Annotated in this window: 15 protein-coding genes; 6 read left to right on the plus strand and 9 right to left on the minus strand. The window is 72.5% G+C overall.

All coding sequences use genetic code 11. The features are described 5' to 3' along the window. Nucleotides 1–93 precede the first annotated feature (93 nt). The 5 genes from OG472_RS16145 to OG472_RS16165 all read right to left on the minus strand — a co-directional run bounded on the left by OG472_RS16145 (nt 94) and on the right by OG472_RS16165 (nt 4,641). The gene (locus OG472_RS16145; RefSeq protein ID WP_405941656.1) at nt 94–1,158 is read right to left on the minus strand and encodes a hypothetical protein; all 1,065 of its coding nucleotides are present in this window, start codon (nt 1,156–1,158) and stop codon (nt 94–96) included. 5 nt (nt 1,159–1,163) lie between these two features. After that, entirely contained in the window at nt 1,164–1,808 is a 645-nt protein-coding gene (locus OG472_RS16150) for a serine/threonine-protein kinase (RefSeq protein WP_405829942.1), read from the minus strand. Between the two features lie 161 nt (nt 1,809–1,969). Next, nucleotides 1,970–3,595, minus strand: a complete 1,626-nt coding sequence (locus OG472_RS16155; protein WP_405829943.1) for a serine/threonine-protein kinase — start codon at nt 3,593–3,595, stop codon at nt 1,970–1,972. Between the two features lie 43 nt (nt 3,596–3,638). Continuing rightward, the gene (locus tag OG472_RS16160; RefSeq protein ID WP_405829945.1) at nt 3,639–3,833 is read right to left on the minus strand and encodes a DUF397 domain-containing protein; all 195 of its coding nucleotides are present in this window, start codon (nt 3,831–3,833) and stop codon (nt 3,639–3,641) included. Continuing rightward, nucleotides 3,793–4,641, minus strand: a complete 849-nt coding sequence (locus OG472_RS16165; RefSeq protein WP_405829946.1) for a helix-turn-helix transcriptional regulator — start codon at nt 4,639–4,641, stop codon at nt 3,793–3,795. The genes OG472_RS16160 and OG472_RS16165 overlap by 41 nt, the downstream gene beginning before the upstream one ends. A 172-nt stretch (nt 4,642–4,813) precedes the next feature. Here OG472_RS16165 and OG472_RS16170 point away from each other — a divergent pair, with 172 nt between their 5' ends. The 5 genes from OG472_RS16170 to OG472_RS16190 all read left to right on the plus strand — a co-directional run bounded on the left by OG472_RS16170 (nt 4,814) and on the right by OG472_RS16190 (nt 11,555). After that, nucleotides 4,814–5,458: a class I SAM-dependent methyltransferase gene (locus OG472_RS16170; RefSeq protein WP_401602477.1), complete on the plus strand. Its 645-nt coding sequence runs from the start codon at nt 4,814–4,816 to the stop codon at nt 5,456–5,458. 89 nt (nt 5,459–5,547) lie between these two features. After that, nucleotides 5,548–6,540: an N-acetylmuramoyl-L-alanine amidase gene (locus OG472_RS16175; protein WP_405829948.1), complete on the plus strand. Its 993-nt coding sequence runs from the start codon at nt 5,548–5,550 to the stop codon at nt 6,538–6,540. A 150-nt stretch (nt 6,541–6,690) separates the two neighbouring features. Further along, on the plus strand, nt 6,691–7,512 hold the full coding sequence (locus OG472_RS16180; RefSeq protein WP_401601668.1) for a hypothetical protein: 822 nt from the start codon (nt 6,691–6,693) through the stop codon (nt 7,510–7,512). 112 nt (nt 7,513–7,624) lie between these two features. Next, nucleotides 7,625–8,635, plus strand: a complete 1,011-nt coding sequence (locus OG472_RS16185; protein ID WP_405829950.1) for an LLM class F420-dependent oxidoreductase — start codon at nt 7,625–7,627, stop codon at nt 8,633–8,635. Between the two features lie 175 nt (nt 8,636–8,810). Continuing rightward, complete coding sequence (locus OG472_RS16190) at nt 8,811–11,555, plus strand: PKD domain-containing protein (RefSeq protein ID WP_405829951.1); 2,745 nt, start codon at nt 8,811–8,813, stop codon at nt 11,553–11,555. Nucleotides 11,556–11,620: 65 nt separating this feature from the next. On the opposite strand, the gene OG472_RS16195 is transcribed toward OG472_RS16190, so the two are convergent. Continuing rightward, on the minus strand, nt 11,621–12,022 hold the full coding sequence (locus OG472_RS16195; RefSeq protein WP_401601677.1) for a hypothetical protein: 402 nt from the start codon (nt 12,020–12,022) through the stop codon (nt 11,621–11,623). Nucleotides 12,023–12,086: 64 nt separating this feature from the next. Beyond that, a complete protein-coding gene (locus OG472_RS16200) occupies nt 12,087–12,659 on the minus strand; it encodes a hypothetical protein (RefSeq protein WP_401602479.1) in 573 nt (190 codons plus the stop codon). 178 nt (nt 12,660–12,837) lie between these two features. On the opposite strand from OG472_RS16200, the gene OG472_RS16205 reads away from it, so the two are divergent. Then, nucleotides 12,838–13,140, plus strand: coding sequence for a hypothetical protein (locus tag OG472_RS16205; protein WP_319723349.1), 303 nt, complete (start codon nt 12,838–12,840; stop codon nt 13,138–13,140). Nucleotides 13,141–13,153: 13 nt separating this feature from the next. Here the strand turns inward: OG472_RS16205 and OG472_RS16210 are convergent, their stop codons facing one another. Then, the gene (locus tag OG472_RS16210) at nt 13,154–14,236 is read right to left on the minus strand and encodes a prenyltransferase (protein WP_405829952.1); all 1,083 of its coding nucleotides are present in this window, start codon (nt 14,234–14,236) and stop codon (nt 13,154–13,156) included. Continuing rightward, complete coding sequence (locus tag OG472_RS16215; protein WP_327413733.1) at nt 14,233–14,967, minus strand: class I SAM-dependent methyltransferase; 735 nt, start codon at nt 14,965–14,967, stop codon at nt 14,233–14,235. The genes OG472_RS16210 and OG472_RS16215 overlap by 4 nt, the downstream gene beginning before the upstream one ends. Between the last annotated feature and the right edge of the window lies 1 nt (nt 14,968).

Below are 14,968 nucleotides of genomic sequence, written 5' to 3' on the forward strand. Positions count from 1 at the left end.
GGTTCTCGTCACGGACGACGAGCGTGCAGGCCCACCGGTTCCCGGAATCCGTCCGGTATCCCCCGTCACCGAAGCCGACTCGTCGAGCTCCGCTCAGCGGGGCATCGCGCCCAGCGCCCCCCGGACGAGGTCCTTGGCGTTCTGCTCACAGGCGGCGATGGTCCGCCCCCGGACCCCGAGGGTCACCTTGATGGTGAGGTTGCCGTCACGGAGGGAGAGGGAGCAGTTCACGGTGCTCCTGCGGGAGCCCCAATAGGCCTCGTCACCGACGCCGAGGCCGGTCTCCCACTCCCCCGCGCCCCGCTGAGCGCGGAAGGTGTCCCGCTGGACCGTCGTCGCGTCACGGCTTGAATTGGGGCTGCGCCTCAGGTTCCACAGGATCTCATCGGTCGGCGGGTCGTACTGGGTGAGCCTGTTCCAGGAACAACTCGTCAGTGCGTCGAGCGAATTCTCGGTGTGGTGGTCCAGGGTGAGGTTCCGGCCCGACGGAATGTTCTGCCCCATCCCCTCGCAGGTGGGAAGCCGGGAGTACTTCCCGGCCGCGGAGACCGGCGCGGACGGGGCACGGGACTGGGAACCGGGGGGCCCCGATGGTGTGCGGGCCCCGCCCTCGTTCCGCAACAGGCTGCTCGTGACGACGATGCCGGCCACCACGAACACGCCGGAGGCCAACATGGCCAGCAGGCGGCTCGGCCGGGACATCGGTTGCGGTGCGTACGTCGCCCACACGTCGGCGCGTTCGGTGACCATGGCGGTGCGTGCCGCCGTCGGCGCCTCGGCGGCAGGCACCGCCACCCCGGCCGGCCCGGGCCCCGGCTCCGGCTGCGGCTGCGGCTGCGGCTCCGGCTGCGGCTGCGGCTGCGGACGGGGCTCGGGCTGCGGACGGGGCTCGGGCTGCGGGTCAGGCTCGGGCTCCACGCCCTCCACGCCGGGCTCGGGCTGCACGCCGGGCTCGGCCAGCGGCTCCGGGCCGTCGTTCCCCAGCAGCCTGTCGATGTCCGCCCGCTGTGCGGCGAGCATCCGGTACACGCCGGGCGGCCAGAGCCGACCGGCCGGAGCCACGGGACCGAGGAGTTCGAGCAGCCGCGCCGGGGACGGCCTGGCGGCCGGATCCTTGGCCAGGCACTGCGCCACGATCGCGCGCAGCCCGGCGGGCACGGCGCTCAGGTCGGGGTGGAGTGGACCACGTCGTAGAGCGTCTGGAGGGTCGAGGTCCCGGCGAAGGGGCTGCTGCCGGTGACCGCCATGACCAGCACCGAACCGAGCGAGAACACATCGCTCGCCGGGGTCAGCGGCTTGCTCTCGGCCTGCTCGGGAGACATGAAGGAGGGCGAACCGATCACCCAGCCGGTGCGCGTCAGCCCGGTGTTGCCCTCGCCCTCCGTCATCCGCGCGATCCCGAGGTCGATCACCCGCACGCCGTCCTCGGCGAGCAGTACGTTGTCGGGCTTCAGGTCCCGGTGGACGAGGCCCACCCGGTGGATCTCCAACAGAGCCGTGGCCAGCCCCGCGGCAAGGCGGCGTACGGTCTCCTCGGGCAGCACCCCCACAGCCTCCACCGCGGCGCCCAGCGAGGGCCCGCGTACGAACACCGAGGCGAGCCACGGCGTCGGCGCGTCCGGATCGGCGTCCATCACCGCGGCCGTGTAGATACCGGGCGCCTTCCGCGAGGCGGCGACCTCACGGCGGAACCGGGCCCGGAAGCCCTCGTCGTCCGCGAAGTGGGCCAGCACCTGCTTCACGGCGACGAGCCGCCCGTCCGGCCCGGCACCCAGCAGGACGCGCCCCATCCCGCCCTGCCCGAGCACCCCGACCAAACTGAACGGCCCTAACTGTGTGGGCTCTTGAGGCCCTATGCGCTCCATACCGCCTGGTCCCCCTCCATCGGTCGGGAGCGGATCATACAGACAGCCGGAGCCCGTCCCGGGCGGGGCAGCTCGGGCTGGCACCACCACCGGGGGCGGGCGGGTCAGCGGCGCGGGGAGGCCTTCAGTGCGCCGCGGGCGACCTCCTTCGCCTTCGACTCGCAGGCGCCCTTGCTGTACGGCTTCGCCCGGAGGCCCACCCAGACGGAGAGGTTGCCCTCACGCACGGCGAGGACGCAGGTCCAGTCGGCACCGGGGGACCCCCAGTAGGCCTCGGTGCCGAATCCGAGACGGGGCGCCTCGCGCTGACCGACCGCCTCCGACTGGAAACGCGCCTTCTGCGTCACCGCGTTGGTGTCCGCGTTGCCTCCGAGGCTCAGGTCCCACCGGACGAGCGCGGTCGGCGAGGCGGCAGTACCGCCACTCGCGTTGCAGCTCGACCTCACCCCCTCTGCCGTCTCGGACCTGGTGTCCGTGGTCGACAGCAGCAACTCCGTCAGCAGCTCCCTGCGCGCCACCTGGCAGTTGGGGACGGCCGTGTAGGCGATGGGAGCCGTGACCCGGTCCCGTACGTACAGCGCCACCCCGGTACCGGCCACCAGCAGCACACCGGCCGCCGCCAGGGCCGCGATCCGGCGCGGACCGCGCCACGGGCTCCGGGGCGGCCCCGTCCCGGCGGGCGGTTCCGCCGGGCGGGAAGAGACGGGCACCGGCGCGTCCCGGGTCGGCGTCGGCGCGACCGGTTCAACGTCCGGTTCAGGGGCGGGTACGGGGACCGGCTCGGGCACGTACCCGAGCTCCGGGGCGGTCGGCTCCACCTCGCCGTCCGGGCCACCGCCGAGCAGTCGATCGATGTGCGCCCGCTGCTCGGCGAGCATCCGGTACACGGCCGGCGGCCACTGACGCCCCGCCGGAGCGACCGGGCCGAGAAGTTCGAGCAACTGCGCCGGGGTCGGCCGTTCGGCCGGGTCCTTGGCCAGGCACCGCTCCACGATGCCGCGCAGCCCCGCGGGTACGGCGCTCAGGTCGGGCGTGGAGTGCACGATGTCGTAGAGCGTCTGGAGGGTCGAGGTCCCGGCGAAGGGGCTGCTGCCGGTGACCGCCATGACCAGCACCGAACCGAGCGAGAACACATCGCTCGCCGGGGTCAGCGGCTTGCTCTCGGCCTGCTCGGGCGACATGAAGGAGGGCGAACCGATCACCCAGCCGGTGCGCGTCAGCCCGGTGTCGCCTTCGGACTCGCCCTCCGTGACCCGTGCGATGCCGAGGTCGATGACGCGTACGCCGTCCTCGGCGAGGAGCACGTTGTCGGGCTTGAGGTCCCGGTGGATCAGCCCCGCCCGGTGGATCTCCGCCAGGGCCGACGCCAGTCCCGCCGCGAGCCGGTGGACAGCGGCCCCGTCCAGCACCCCGTCCTCCCTGACCACGGCCGCCAGGGAGGGTCCGCCCACGAACACCGAGGCGAGCCAGGGCGTCGGCGCGTCCGGATCGGCGTCGATCACGGCGGCCGTGTAGGCCCCGGACACCTTGCGCGAGGCGGCGACCTCACGCCGGAACCGGGCCCGGAATCCCTCGTCGTCCGCGAAGTGCGCGAGCACCTGCTTGACGGCGACAAGCCGCCCGTCCGGCCCGGCCCCCAGCAGTACCCGGCCCATCCCGCCCTGCCCGAGCACGCCGACGACCTCGAACGGCCCCACGTGCGTCGGGCCGCCCGGCCCTACGTGCTCCATAACCTCTGCTCCCCCGGATCCCCTGCCCCCAGTAGGGAGCGGATCATACAGAGACGGCCCTCACGAACGTGGCGAAGGCCGCGGGATGGACGGTGAAGAAGGGACCCTCGGGGTTCTTGGAATCCCGGACGGCGACGAGACAGGGCTGAGCGGCCACCTCGACGCACTGCCCGCCGGTGTCACCGCTGTACGAGGACTTACGCCACTTCGCGCCCGTCAGGTGCTGGTTGCTGTCCATAGCGCTCCTCCAATACGCGGGCGATCAGGGCCGCCGAACCCTCCAGTGGTAGGGCGGCGGCCTGCAAATGATCGTATCGGAGCGAACCTTCCTTGAGAGCCTGCGGATTGGCCGTCATGTAGCCCTGAACGAAGTCCTCGGTATAGACGAGGTCATGCTCGTCTTCGAGCCGTAGGAGGGTGAACGAACCCATCTGCCCCGCATGGGCTCCCGACTCGAACGGCAGGATCTGCACCTGCACCCACTGGCGCTTCTGCATGGCCAGCAAGTGGACGAGTTGCTCCCTCATGACCTCCCGACCACCGACCTCCTGGTGCAGCACCGCCTCGCTCAGCACCGCCCAACTCAGTGGCGGATTCTCGCGGTCCAGGATCCGCTGCCGCTCCATCCGGGCTGCCACTTTCGCGTCGAGGTTCTCCTCGCTCCACGCCCCCAGTACGGCCCGCGCGTACGCCTCGGTCTGCAACAGACCATCCACCAACTGCGCCTGGAACGAGGAGATGTAGGCGGCCCGGGCCTCCATCTCCGCATACGGCTGGAACCACGTCGGCAGCACGCTCCGCAGGACCAGCCCCACCAGCCGCGAGAAGTGCCCGTCCGTGCCCAGCGCCGCGTCCACCCGCTCCGAGAAGTCCCGCGTCGGCACCCGCTTCGTGTTCTCCACCTGGCCGATCAGCGAGCCCGTGCAGTAGATGATGTCGCCCAGCTGCGACTGCTTCAGCCCGGCGCCCTCGCGCAGCCGGCGCAGTTCGTAGCCGTAGTAGTCCAGCGGTGAGGCGCTGGGATCGAGATCGCGTACGCCGACCATGGACGGTCACCCCCATGCCAGTTGCGGTTCCGTAGCCGAGCGTAATCGTCCGGCTGCGGACAGGTGGCCCGAACCACGCAATCGGCCCGCCCGGGCCCCGGCCTGGCCCCCTACCAGCCGGTAAGGCACCATGGGCCGCCACCGCCACACCACGCTCACCGCCGGAGGAACCATGGCCGCCCACCCCAAGCCGGAGACCCTCGCCGCCTTCGAGGCCGCCAAGGGGTTCATGCCCGTACGGGAAGGGCTCGCCCTGTACGAGGCGGCTGCGGCCGCGGCCGGGCTCGGGCTGCCGCTGCTGGAGGTCGGGACGTACTGCGGCCGGTCCACCATCCTGCTGGCCGACGCCGCCCGCGAGGCCGGCGTGGCGGCGATCACCGTCGACCACCACCGCGGCAGCGAGGAGCAGCAGCCGGGCTGGGAGTACCACGACCCGACGGTCGTGGACCCGGAGATCGGTCTGATGGACACGCTGCCCACCTTCCGCCGGACCCTGCACCGGGCCGGTCTGGAGGACCACGTGATCGCGATCGTGGGCCGGTCCCCGCAGGTCGCCGCCGCCTGGGGCGGCAAGCTCGGCTTCGTCTTCATCGACGGCGGCCACACCGACGAGCACGCCGGCGGTGACTACGAGGGCTGGGCCCCGCACGTCGCGGAGGGCGGCACGCTGGTCATCCACGACGTGTTCCCGGATCCGGCCGACGGCGGGCAGGCCCCGTACCGGATCTATCTGCGCGCCCTCGCCTCCGGTGCCTTCGAGGAGATCTCGGTCACCGACTCGCTGCGCGTGCTGCGCCGTACGGGGCCGGGCATCTGAGCAGACAAACGCCGGGCAGACCATCACACCACGCCCCCGGATGGCCCACGGTCCGGCCGGGCGGCGGCGCAGCGGTCTAGCATCGCCGCGTGCGCAAAGACGACGGTTACCCGCCCCCCGAGTCCGGTTCCTCGGTCAGTCCGGACCGGCCCTGGTTCACCCGACGCTCCACGCTCGTCGTCGGGGTCGCCGCGCTCGCCCCGGCCTGTCTGGCGGGCTGGGTGCTGACCCAGGTGCTGTCCGGCTCCGGGTCCGACGGGCAGCAGCCCCGGCCGCTGCCCGCCTCTCACTCGTCCCTGTCGCCGGGCCAGCGGGACGCGAAGCCGGGGTCCACCCCGAGCGGCAGCCCGAGTACGGACGCGAGCTCGCCCGCGGCCGCCCCCGTACCCGCTCCCGCGCCCGCCAAGGGCCGGCTGGCGGGCAAGACCGTGGTCGTCGACCCCGGCCACAACACGGGCAACTTCAAGCACACCGCCGAGATCGACCAGCAGGTCGACATCGGTACGGGGCGCAAGGAGTGCGACACCACCGGCACCACCACCAACTCCGGTTACATGGAGGCGGAGTTCACCTACGACGTGTCCCTGCGCCTGCGGGCGGCCCTGGAGGCCCAGGGCGCGAAGGTGGTCCTCACCCACCAACAGGACCGCCCGTGGGGGCCGTGCATCACCGAGCGGGCCCGCATCGGCAACGAGGCGAACGCCGACGCCGTCGTGTCCGTCCACGCCGACGGGGTCTCCGCGGGCAACCGCGGATTCCACGTGATCCTGCCGGCCAAGGTGAAGGGCGGCGCCGCGGACACCGCGAAAATCGTCGAACCCTCCCGCGAGCTCGGCGAGCGGATCGCCGGGAACTTCGCCCGCACCACCGGCTCGGCCCCCGCCAACTACCTCGGCAGCGGTACCGGTTTGGTCGTCCGCGACGACCTCGGCGGACTGAACCTGTCAACTCGGCCCAAGGTGTTCATCGAATGCGGCAACATGCGTGATGCCAAGGACGCGGCGCAGCTGACGAGTCCGGAGTGGCGGCAGAAGGCGGCGCAGGGCATCGCTGACGGCATCGTCGGTTTCCTGGGCGGGTAGTCCACCTCGGCAGCCCCGACGGGGCTGCTCGCCGCCCCGACCCTCTCGGCCGCGGGGAACCTCCGTACCATGGTGCCGCCCGCCCTGTGCAGGCGCGATCTGCGACCGCGGCACCACGAGACGACCGAGACCGAGAAGGACACCTAAGACGTGAACATCCGCTCCCTCACTCGAGGCGACGGCGTGGTGATCGGAGCAGCGGCGCTGCTGTTCATCGCCTCGTTCCTCGATTTCTACTCCACCACGGGTGGCGACCTGCCGAGCGCGTGGGACACCGACGCCTACCGGCTGGTGCTTCCCAGCGTCTTCCTGCTCGGCTTCATCGCCGCCGGCCTGCTCATCGCAGGCCGCTTCCAGCCGGAGACCCGCAAGGTTCTGGGCCTGCCGCTGACGGCATGGGGCACCGTGCTCGCCGTCTCGGCCGCCTGGTCCGCGCTGTGGGCGCTGATCACCTGCCCGAGCCAGCTCGACCTGGGCGCCGGCGCCGTCCTCGCCTTCCTCGCCACCCTGGCGCTGGCCGGCGTGGCCGTGGCCGGCGCGAAGATCCCGGCCCTCGCGGGCCAGCTGGTGCCGGAGCCGAAGCCGGCCGCCGTCCCGCCGTACGCGGGCCAGCCCCAGCCGGGTCAGCCCCAGCCGGGCGCCGGGTACGGCTACCCGGGCGGCCAGCAGCCCTACGGTTCCACCCCGCAGCCTGTCCCGCCGTACGGCGGCACGCCGACGCCGGCCCCGCAGGAGGCCCACCAGCCTGCTCCGGCGCCCGCTGCGGCGGCGGACTTCACCCCGTTCTGGTTCGCGGTCCCGGTGGCCCGCCCCCTCTTCGCCGAGGACGGCACCCCCACCCCGATCGCCGAACTCGCCCCGGGCACCTGGTACCTGGCGGTCGAGCAGCGCGGTGCGGCCACCCTGGTCGCGCAGACCCAGGACGGCCGCCGCGGCATCCTGAACGACACCTCGGGCATCCAGCGCGGCTGAGTCGCGCCCCCGTGCACACGACGGCCCCCCGCCCTTCCGGGCGGGGGGCCGTTGCCCTACAGTCACCTGACGCATCGTCAGATACGGCTGTCGGCACCGCGGAGGGACGTACATGCGCCTCGGACTCGCACTCGGCTACTGGGGCCGCGGCCCCCAGCCCGCGCACCTCGACCTCGCCACCGAAGCCGAAAGCCTCGGCTACGACTCGGTGTGGACCGCCGAGGCCTGGGGCTCGGACGCCTTCACCCCGCTGACCTGGATCGCCGCGCACACCTCGCGGATCCGGCTCGGCACGGCCATCGCACAGATGGCCGCCCGCACCCCGACCGCCACCGCCATGCACGCCCTCACCCTGGACCACCTCTCCGGCGGCCGGATGATGCTGGGCCTCGGCCTGTCCGGCCCGCAGGTGGTGGAGGGCTGGTACGGGCGCCCCTTCCCCGCGAGCCCGCTGACCGCGACCCGCGAGTACGTCGACGTCATCCGCCAGGTGCTGCGCCGCGAGGGCCCGGTCGCCCTGGAAGGCCGCTTCCACAGCCACCCGTACCGCGGCGAGGACGGCACCGGCATCGGCAAGCCCCTGAAGCCCATCACCCACCCGCTCCGCGCGGACCTGCCGCTCCTGCTGGGCGCCGAGGGACCGAAGAACATCGCGCAGACCACGCGGATCGCGGACGGCTGGCTGCCCCTGTACTGGTCGCCGACCCGCACCGACGTCTACCAGGCCGCGCTGACGGACCTGCCCGAGGGCTTCATGATCGCGCCGATGGCCCGCGCACACGTCTGCGACGACGTCGCCGAGGGGCTGCTCCCGGTCAAGGCGATGCTCGGCTTCTACATCGGCGGCATGGGCCACGCGGCCCGCAACTTCCACGCCGACCTGATGGCCCGGATGGGATACGAGGAGGAAGCCCGCCGCATCCAGGAGCTGTTCCTCGCCGGCCGCAAGGAGGAGGCCGTCCTGGCCGTCCCCGACGCCTTCGCCGACGAGATCTCCCTGATCGGCCCCCGCGAGCGGATCGCCGAACGCCTGGAACTGTGGCGCAAGGGACCGGTCACCGACCTCCTCGTGACGGCCCCGGACCCGCACACCCTGCGCGTGCTGGCGGAGCTCAACGGCTAGGCCCCCGACGGGACAATCGGAAGTGACAGCGGCTGACTGAAAGGGGATGATGATCGTCGCCGCTACGGGCTTCGCGTGCGCCCGACTGCCGCCGGGGGGAACTGGCCGCAAACAGGTCGCGATGCGCCGCACCCGTGGCGACCCACGTCGTCCTCTGCTCGAAGGAACCCTTCTGGTGCGTCCCACTCGCGCGACCGTCCTGCTGACCGCGGGTCTCGTCTCCCTCCTCGGCGTGCCGGCCACCGCGGCCGCCGCCGAAACCCCGGCCTCCCTCTACGTCAGCAATGCCGCCGGCTCCAGCTGCTCGGACACCGGGCCCGGCACGTACGCCAGCCCCTTCTGCACGATCTCGGCCGCGGTGAAGGCCGTTCAGCCGGGCCAGACCGTGCGCATCGAGCCGGGCAAGGCGTACGACGAGAACGTCACGATCAACCGTCCCGGGCTGCCGGGCAAGCCGATCACCTTCGTCTCCGACCGGGAGGAGGCCCTCCCGAAGTTCACGCTGGCGCCCGGCAAGACGCTGACCATCAGCAACGTCTCCCACGTGAAGGTCGTCGGACTGGACGCCCCGGCCGGTGTCCGGGTCGACGGGTCCACCGACGTCGAGCTCCGCGGGCTCGCCGTCGGCGGCAACCCCGACTCCGTCACGATCCAAGGGGGCAGCGCGGACGTACGCCTCCAGCACAGCAAGCTGAAGACGTCCGTCCGCGTCGAGAACGCGCACGACGTCGTGCTGAGCCGCAACGAGATCCAGGGCTACGTCAACCCGGCGGTCGTCGCCTGGGACGCGACCGGCCTGGTCGTCACCAACAACACGATCCGCCGCGACTGCGAGGCGGGCATCAAGCTCACCGGCGGCTCCACCGGCTCGTCCCTGTTCAACAACGTGGTCCACACCGACTTCGAAGCCGGCTGCGGTGACCCCGGCGCGCGCTACGGCATCGAGGTGGCGCAGACCGCGGCCACCGGCACCCGCGCGGACTACAACCTGATCACCGGCCCCTTCACCGCCGACCGGGTGGCCTACAAGTGGGCCGGCGCCACCTACCCGGACCAGGCTGCCTTCCACGCCGGGACCGGACAGGGCGCGCACGACATCCTGACCCCGTCGCCCAAGGGCGTCGGCGCCCTGGACGGCTCCCCCACGGTCGACTCCGCGGACGCGACGGCGCCGGGCGTACTTCTCACCGACTACTTCGGGCGGGAGATCGGGGACGACCCGCGCGTACCCAACACCGGCAAGGACGGCGGGTACCTGGACCGCGGCGCCTTCGAGCTGTACGACGACCTGCGCAGTGTCCGGGCGGAGCTCGAACCGGGCTGGGCCCCGGCCGGCACCACGGTGAAGGTGAAGGCGACCGCGGACAGCCGCTGGCTCACCGCGCTCACCTACGCGTACGACTTCGGCGACGGCACCGCCCCGGTCGTCACCTCGGCCGCCACCGCTGAACACGTCTACGACAAGCCGTGCGCGTGCACGGTCAAGGTGACGGTGTCCAACAAGGTCCGGCAGCAGGTCTCCACCTCCGTGACGGCCAAGGTCACCCCGGCCACCCCGCTGACCACGGCCTTCACCGCGCAGCCGGTCCTGCCGAGCCCGGACGCCCCGAGGGAGTTCGTGCCGCCGCTGTCCGTCGAGGCCGACCCGCGGACCGCCACCACGCCGTGGCCGGTCCAGCGCGTGGACGTGGACTTCGGTGACGGCACGAAGGAGAGCCGCAGCGCTCTGGAGCCGGTGCGGCACGCCTACAAGCAGCCCGGCACGTACAAGGTGACGACGACCCTCCTGGACGTCCAGGGCGCCACCTCCACGGCCGAGCGGACCGTGCAGGTCGCCTACACCCCGGCCGGCTACGTCTCCCAGCATCCGATGCGCGTCCTGGACACGCGCACCACCAACACCCCCGTCCAGGGCGGCACCGCCACCGCGTTCTCCCTGCCGGTCGTCTTCACCGGTTCGGGCCCGCACCACACGGCCGGCGCCTCCGCCGCGGTTGTGAACGTGACGGTCACCGACGCCACCGAGGACACCCACCTCAGCGTGTGGCCGTCGGGCCAGTCCCGTCCGGTGACCTCGAACGTCAACGTCAGGGCGGGCGGCACCTCCTCCAACACGGTCACCGTCCCGGTGGGCGCCGACGGCAAGCTCGCGGCGCAGCTCAACTCCGGCAGGGCCGCACTGATCGTCGACTTCGTCGGCTACTACCAGCCGGGCGGCGGCGACCGGTTCTCCCCTCTCGCCCCGACCCGCGTCCTCGACACCCGTACGACCGGCGGCGCCCTGGGCGGCGGCCAGACCCGTACCGTCAAGGTCGCCGGGGTCAACGGCATCCCGGCCGACGCGAAGGCGGTCGCCCTCAACCTGACCGCCACCGGCGCGACCGAGCAGGCGCACGTCATCGCCTACTCGGAGGCGGACAAGCGGCCGGTCACCTCGAACCTCAACGTCGAACCCGGCAAGGACAAGTCCAACCAGGCCATCGTCCCGGTCGGGCCGGGCGGCACCGTCATCCTCTACACCAACACCGGCTCCACCCACCTGATCCTGGACGCGGTGGGCTACTACGCCGCGAACGGCAGCACCCTCTTCACGCCCGCCGTTCCGCAGCGCCTCGCCGACAGCCGCACCACCGGCAAGCTCGCCCCCGGCGCCACCGCCTCGGTCGCCGGCCTGCCCGCAGGCGCAGTCGGCGCGGCCCTGAACGTGACCGCCACCGACACCACCGGCCCCGGCTTCCTCACCGTCTACGGACACGGAGGCACGCGGCCCGAGGCGAGCAGCCTGCAGACGCGCCCCGGCGAGACCGTCCCCAACCACGTCACCACCCCCGTGGCGGACGGCCGCGTCAGCATCTGGAACAGCTACGGCGGCAGCAACCACGTGATCACCGACCTGTTCGGCTACTTCACCCGGGGCTGACCCGCCCGCAGCACACCGGAGCCCCGGCCACCGCGCACACCGCGGCGGCCGGGGCTCCCGGCGTGTCAGGGCGAGGGGGTGTCCGGGTCCGCCTGCGGGACGGCCTCCAGCAGCTCGCGCAGGTCCAGCGGCATGACGGCGATCTCGATGCTCCCGCCGCCCTCGTAGGTGCAGGCGACGATCCGCGAGCCGGGGTTGATGACGATGCCCTCCTTCACGGAGGGGACCCGCACCCCGGTGGCCCGGCCGCCGGGCAGCGGTACGGGCTCGCCGCGCTCCGGAACCCAGCGGGCCGCGCCCCCCTCGGCGTACACCCGGCCCGCCCGCCAGCGCCCTTCGCCGGCGGGCCGGCGCGCCATCCCGGGAATCCCGGGCACGGGGCCGGTGGCCGTCCGCGCGAGGTGCTTGCGCCGCACCAGCCACGCGGCTCCGGCGGCCCCGGCGGCGAGGAACACGTACTCGATCATCCGCCCATTGAAACAGGCCGGAACCAGCCACCGGGCCGGGCGACGGGCGGGGCTGCCGGCGGGCTCAGCCGCCGGTCAGCTGGGACGTGCTGGGGACCTTGTCGACGACCTCGGCGCCCGCGCTCTTGCCCGCCTCCTTGACGCTGCTGATGACGTCGTCGAAGGAGTTGATGTCGGCGTCTCCGGCCTCGCCCTTGCGCAGCTTGGTGCCGAGGCCCTTGAGGGACGCGATGCCCGCCGTCAGCGGCGCCATCGCCTTCGACAGCAGCGGGTCGCCCTTGGCGTTGTCGGCCGCCGCCTTCAGCCGGTTGTACGCGAACGCTCCCGCGAGGCCGGCCTTGATGAGCGCGAAGGTACGGCCCTTCGCGCCCTTCTTGAACTTGCCCGCACGGTACGGCTTGATGATCCACTGGTAGGTCGCTCCGGCCGCGAGCCCGGCGTTGGCGACGAAGCGCGTCTTGGCGAACTTCTGCTTCTCGGCGGACGTGCTGGGCGAGGGCGTCACCGCGGCCAGTTCGTCGGCCTCGGCCGCAGCGGGCTCCGCCGCCGCGAGCGCGGCCAGCTCCCCCATCGACGCGGCGGACAGCTCCTCGCGCGGGCCGCTCCCGCCGCTGCCGCAGGCGGTGGCGCCGACCATCAGCGCGGTGGAGAGGACCACCGCCGTGACGGCGCGACGGAATCGGACGGTCGTGGGTACGGACACGGTTTCCTCCGGAGACTGAGGTGTCCCCCGCAGCCTCACCCCGGTCCCCCGGCCCCGCCACTCGCGGGACCCGTTCGGGTTTGCCGTCCGCCAACGCGGCAACACGAGCGGCATGCCCACACACACCCGAGCAAGCGCACGCGGAAGCAGTCAGGCCGGGCGGGCCGTCGCACTGGTGGCGGACGTACTGGCCTTCGTCATCGCCCTGTGGATCCTGATGTACCTGCTGGACGCCAACCGGGGCAACGAGCTCGTGGAGTTCGTCCACGACACCGCAAGCTGGCTGGCCGGCTGGTCCTACGACCTGTTCACCTTCAGCAAGGAATGGGTCCAGGTCGTCTTCGGCTACGGCGTGGCCGCCGTGGTCTACCTCCTCGTCGGCCACGCCGTGGCCGGCTGGCTCTACCGGCGCTGACGCCGGCCCGGGCTCAGCCGCAGCAGTCCGGCTCGAGTCCGGTCGGGAGCGAGGTCCCGCCGAACACCTCGGTGGTGGCCTCGTCCCCGCCCAGCGCCGCCACGGCCAGCAGCAGGGACCCGGCGGTCCAGGTGGTCTGCTCCACGGGCCAGACCGCCTCGTCCTGGAAGACGTAGCCCGTCCAGTACATGCCGTTGTCGGCGCGCAGGTGGGTGATCGACCGCAGGATCTCCAGGGCCCGGTCGGACTCCCCCGTCGCCCACAGCGCGAGCGCCAGCTCGCAGGACTCACCGCCCGTCACCCACGGGTTGGGCAGCACGCAGCGCACGCCCAGGTCCGGGACCACGAACTCGTCCCAGCGCTCGTCGATGCGCGCCTTGGCCTCGGCGCCGGTCAGGGCGCCGCCGAGGACCGGGTAGTACCAGTCCATCGAGTAGTGGTTCTTGTCGAGGAACCGCTCGGGGTGGCGCCGGATCGCGTGCCGCAGGGCGCCCGCGGCGAGCTCCCAGTCGGGCTGCGGCTCCTCGCGGTGCTCGGCGATGGCCAGGGCGCAGCGCAGCGCCTGGTGGATGGAGGAGGAGCCGGTGAGGAGGGCGTCGGTGACGGCGGTGCCGTCGGCCTCCCGCTTCCAGCCGATCTCGCCGCCCGGCTGCTGGAGCGTCAGGACGCACTCCACGGCCGCGTAGACGGCCGGCCACATGCGGTCGAGGAAGGTGTCGTCGCCGGTGGACAGGTAGTGGTGCCAGACGCCGACGGCTATGTAGGCGGTGAAGTTGCTCTCGCGGCTCGCGTCCTGCGGCTCGGCGGTGTCCACGCCGTCCGGCCGGTCGGCGTAGGCCGCGTACCAGGATCCGTCGTGGTTCTGGTGCCGCGCCAGCCACGCGTACGCCCGCTCGGCGGCCTCGTGCTCACCGGCCGCATCCAGCGCCATCGCGGCCTCGGTGTGGTCCCACGGGTCGAGGTGGTGTCCGCGGAACCACGGGATGGCCCCGTCCGCGCGCTGGGCGGCGAGGATGCCCGCCACCGTCGCGGCGGCCTGCTCGGCGGTCAGTACGCCGTCCAGGACCAGGTGTTCGGTACGCCCGGGCGAGCTCACTGGGTCGCGCCGACGGGGAGGTGGGGCTTGGTCGCGTACGCCACGAAGCTCTTGCCGATGAGCGGGTTCAGGGCCTGCTCGGCGAGCCGCGTGGCCAGCGGCTTCTTCATGATGTCCCAGACCAGGAGCTTGTGGTACGCCTTGACGGGCAGCGCCTTGTCGTTGTCGACGCCGAATGCGCACTTGAGCCACCAGTACGGGGAGTGCAGCCCGTGCGCGTGGTGCGTGCCGTACGGCTTGAGGCCCGCGGCCCGCATCTTGCCGAGCAGCTCGTCCGCCTTGTAGATGCGGATGTGGCCGCCCTCGACCTCGTGGTAGGCGTCGGAGAGCGCCCAGCAGATCTTCTCGGGGCCGTAGCGCGGGACGGTTATGGCGATGCGTCCGCCGGGCTTGAGCACGCGCACCATCTCGGCGAGCACGCCCTTGTCGTCGGGGATGTGCTCCATGACCTCGGAGATGATCACGACGTCGAAGGAGTCGTCGGGGAAGGGCAGGGCGAGGGCGTCGCCCTCCATGGCGGTGGCGGTGGCCCCGGCCGGGGCCTCGCCGGCCTCCTTCATGGCGGCGAACCACTTGGCGACCTCGCGGATCTCCTCGCCGTTGCGGTCGACGGCGACCACCTGGGCGCCTCTCCGGTAGCACTCGAAGGCGTGCCGGCCTGCGCCGCAGCCCAGATCGAGTACGCGGTCGCCTGCGGCGAGCGGGAACCGGGAGAAATCGACGGTCAGCACG

The organism is Streptomyces sp. NBC_00207, from assembly GCF_045160965.1.
Taxonomy (GTDB): Bacteria; Actinomycetota; Actinomycetes; order Streptomycetales; family Streptomycetaceae; genus Streptomyces.

What these genes read in the sequence shown, in the direction of transcription:
- OG472_RS16160 (WP_405829945.1), bottom strand. Translation starts at nt 3,833, where the DNA reads ATGGACAGCAACCAGCACCTGACGGGCGCGAAGTGGCGTAAGTCCTCG.
- OG472_RS16170 (WP_401602477.1), top strand. Translation starts at nt 4,814, where the DNA reads ATGGCCGCCCACCCCAAGCCGGAGACCCTCGCCGCCTTCGAGGCCGCC.
- OG472_RS16155 (WP_405829943.1), bottom strand. Translation starts at nt 3,595, where the DNA reads ATGGAGCACGTAGGGCCGGGCGGCCCGACGCACGTGGGGCCGTTCGAG.
- OG472_RS16165 (WP_405829946.1), bottom strand. Translation starts at nt 4,641, where the DNA reads ATGGTCGGCGTACGCGATCTCGATCCCAGCGCCTCACCGCTGGACTAC.
- OG472_RS16200 (WP_401602479.1), bottom strand. Translation starts at nt 12,659, where the DNA reads ATGGTCGGCGCCACCGCCTGCGGCAGCGGCGGGAGCGGCCCGCGCGAG.
- OG472_RS16205 (WP_319723349.1), top strand. Translation starts at nt 12,838, where the DNA reads ATGCCCACACACACCCGAGCAAGCGCACGCGGAAGCAGTCAGGCCGGG.
- OG472_RS16195 (WP_401601677.1), bottom strand. Translation starts at nt 12,022, where the DNA reads ATGATCGAGTACGTGTTCCTCGCCGCCGGGGCCGCCGGAGCCGCGTGG.
- OG472_RS16185 (WP_405829950.1), top strand. Translation starts at nt 7,625, where the DNA reads ATGCGCCTCGGACTCGCACTCGGCTACTGGGGCCGCGGCCCCCAGCCC.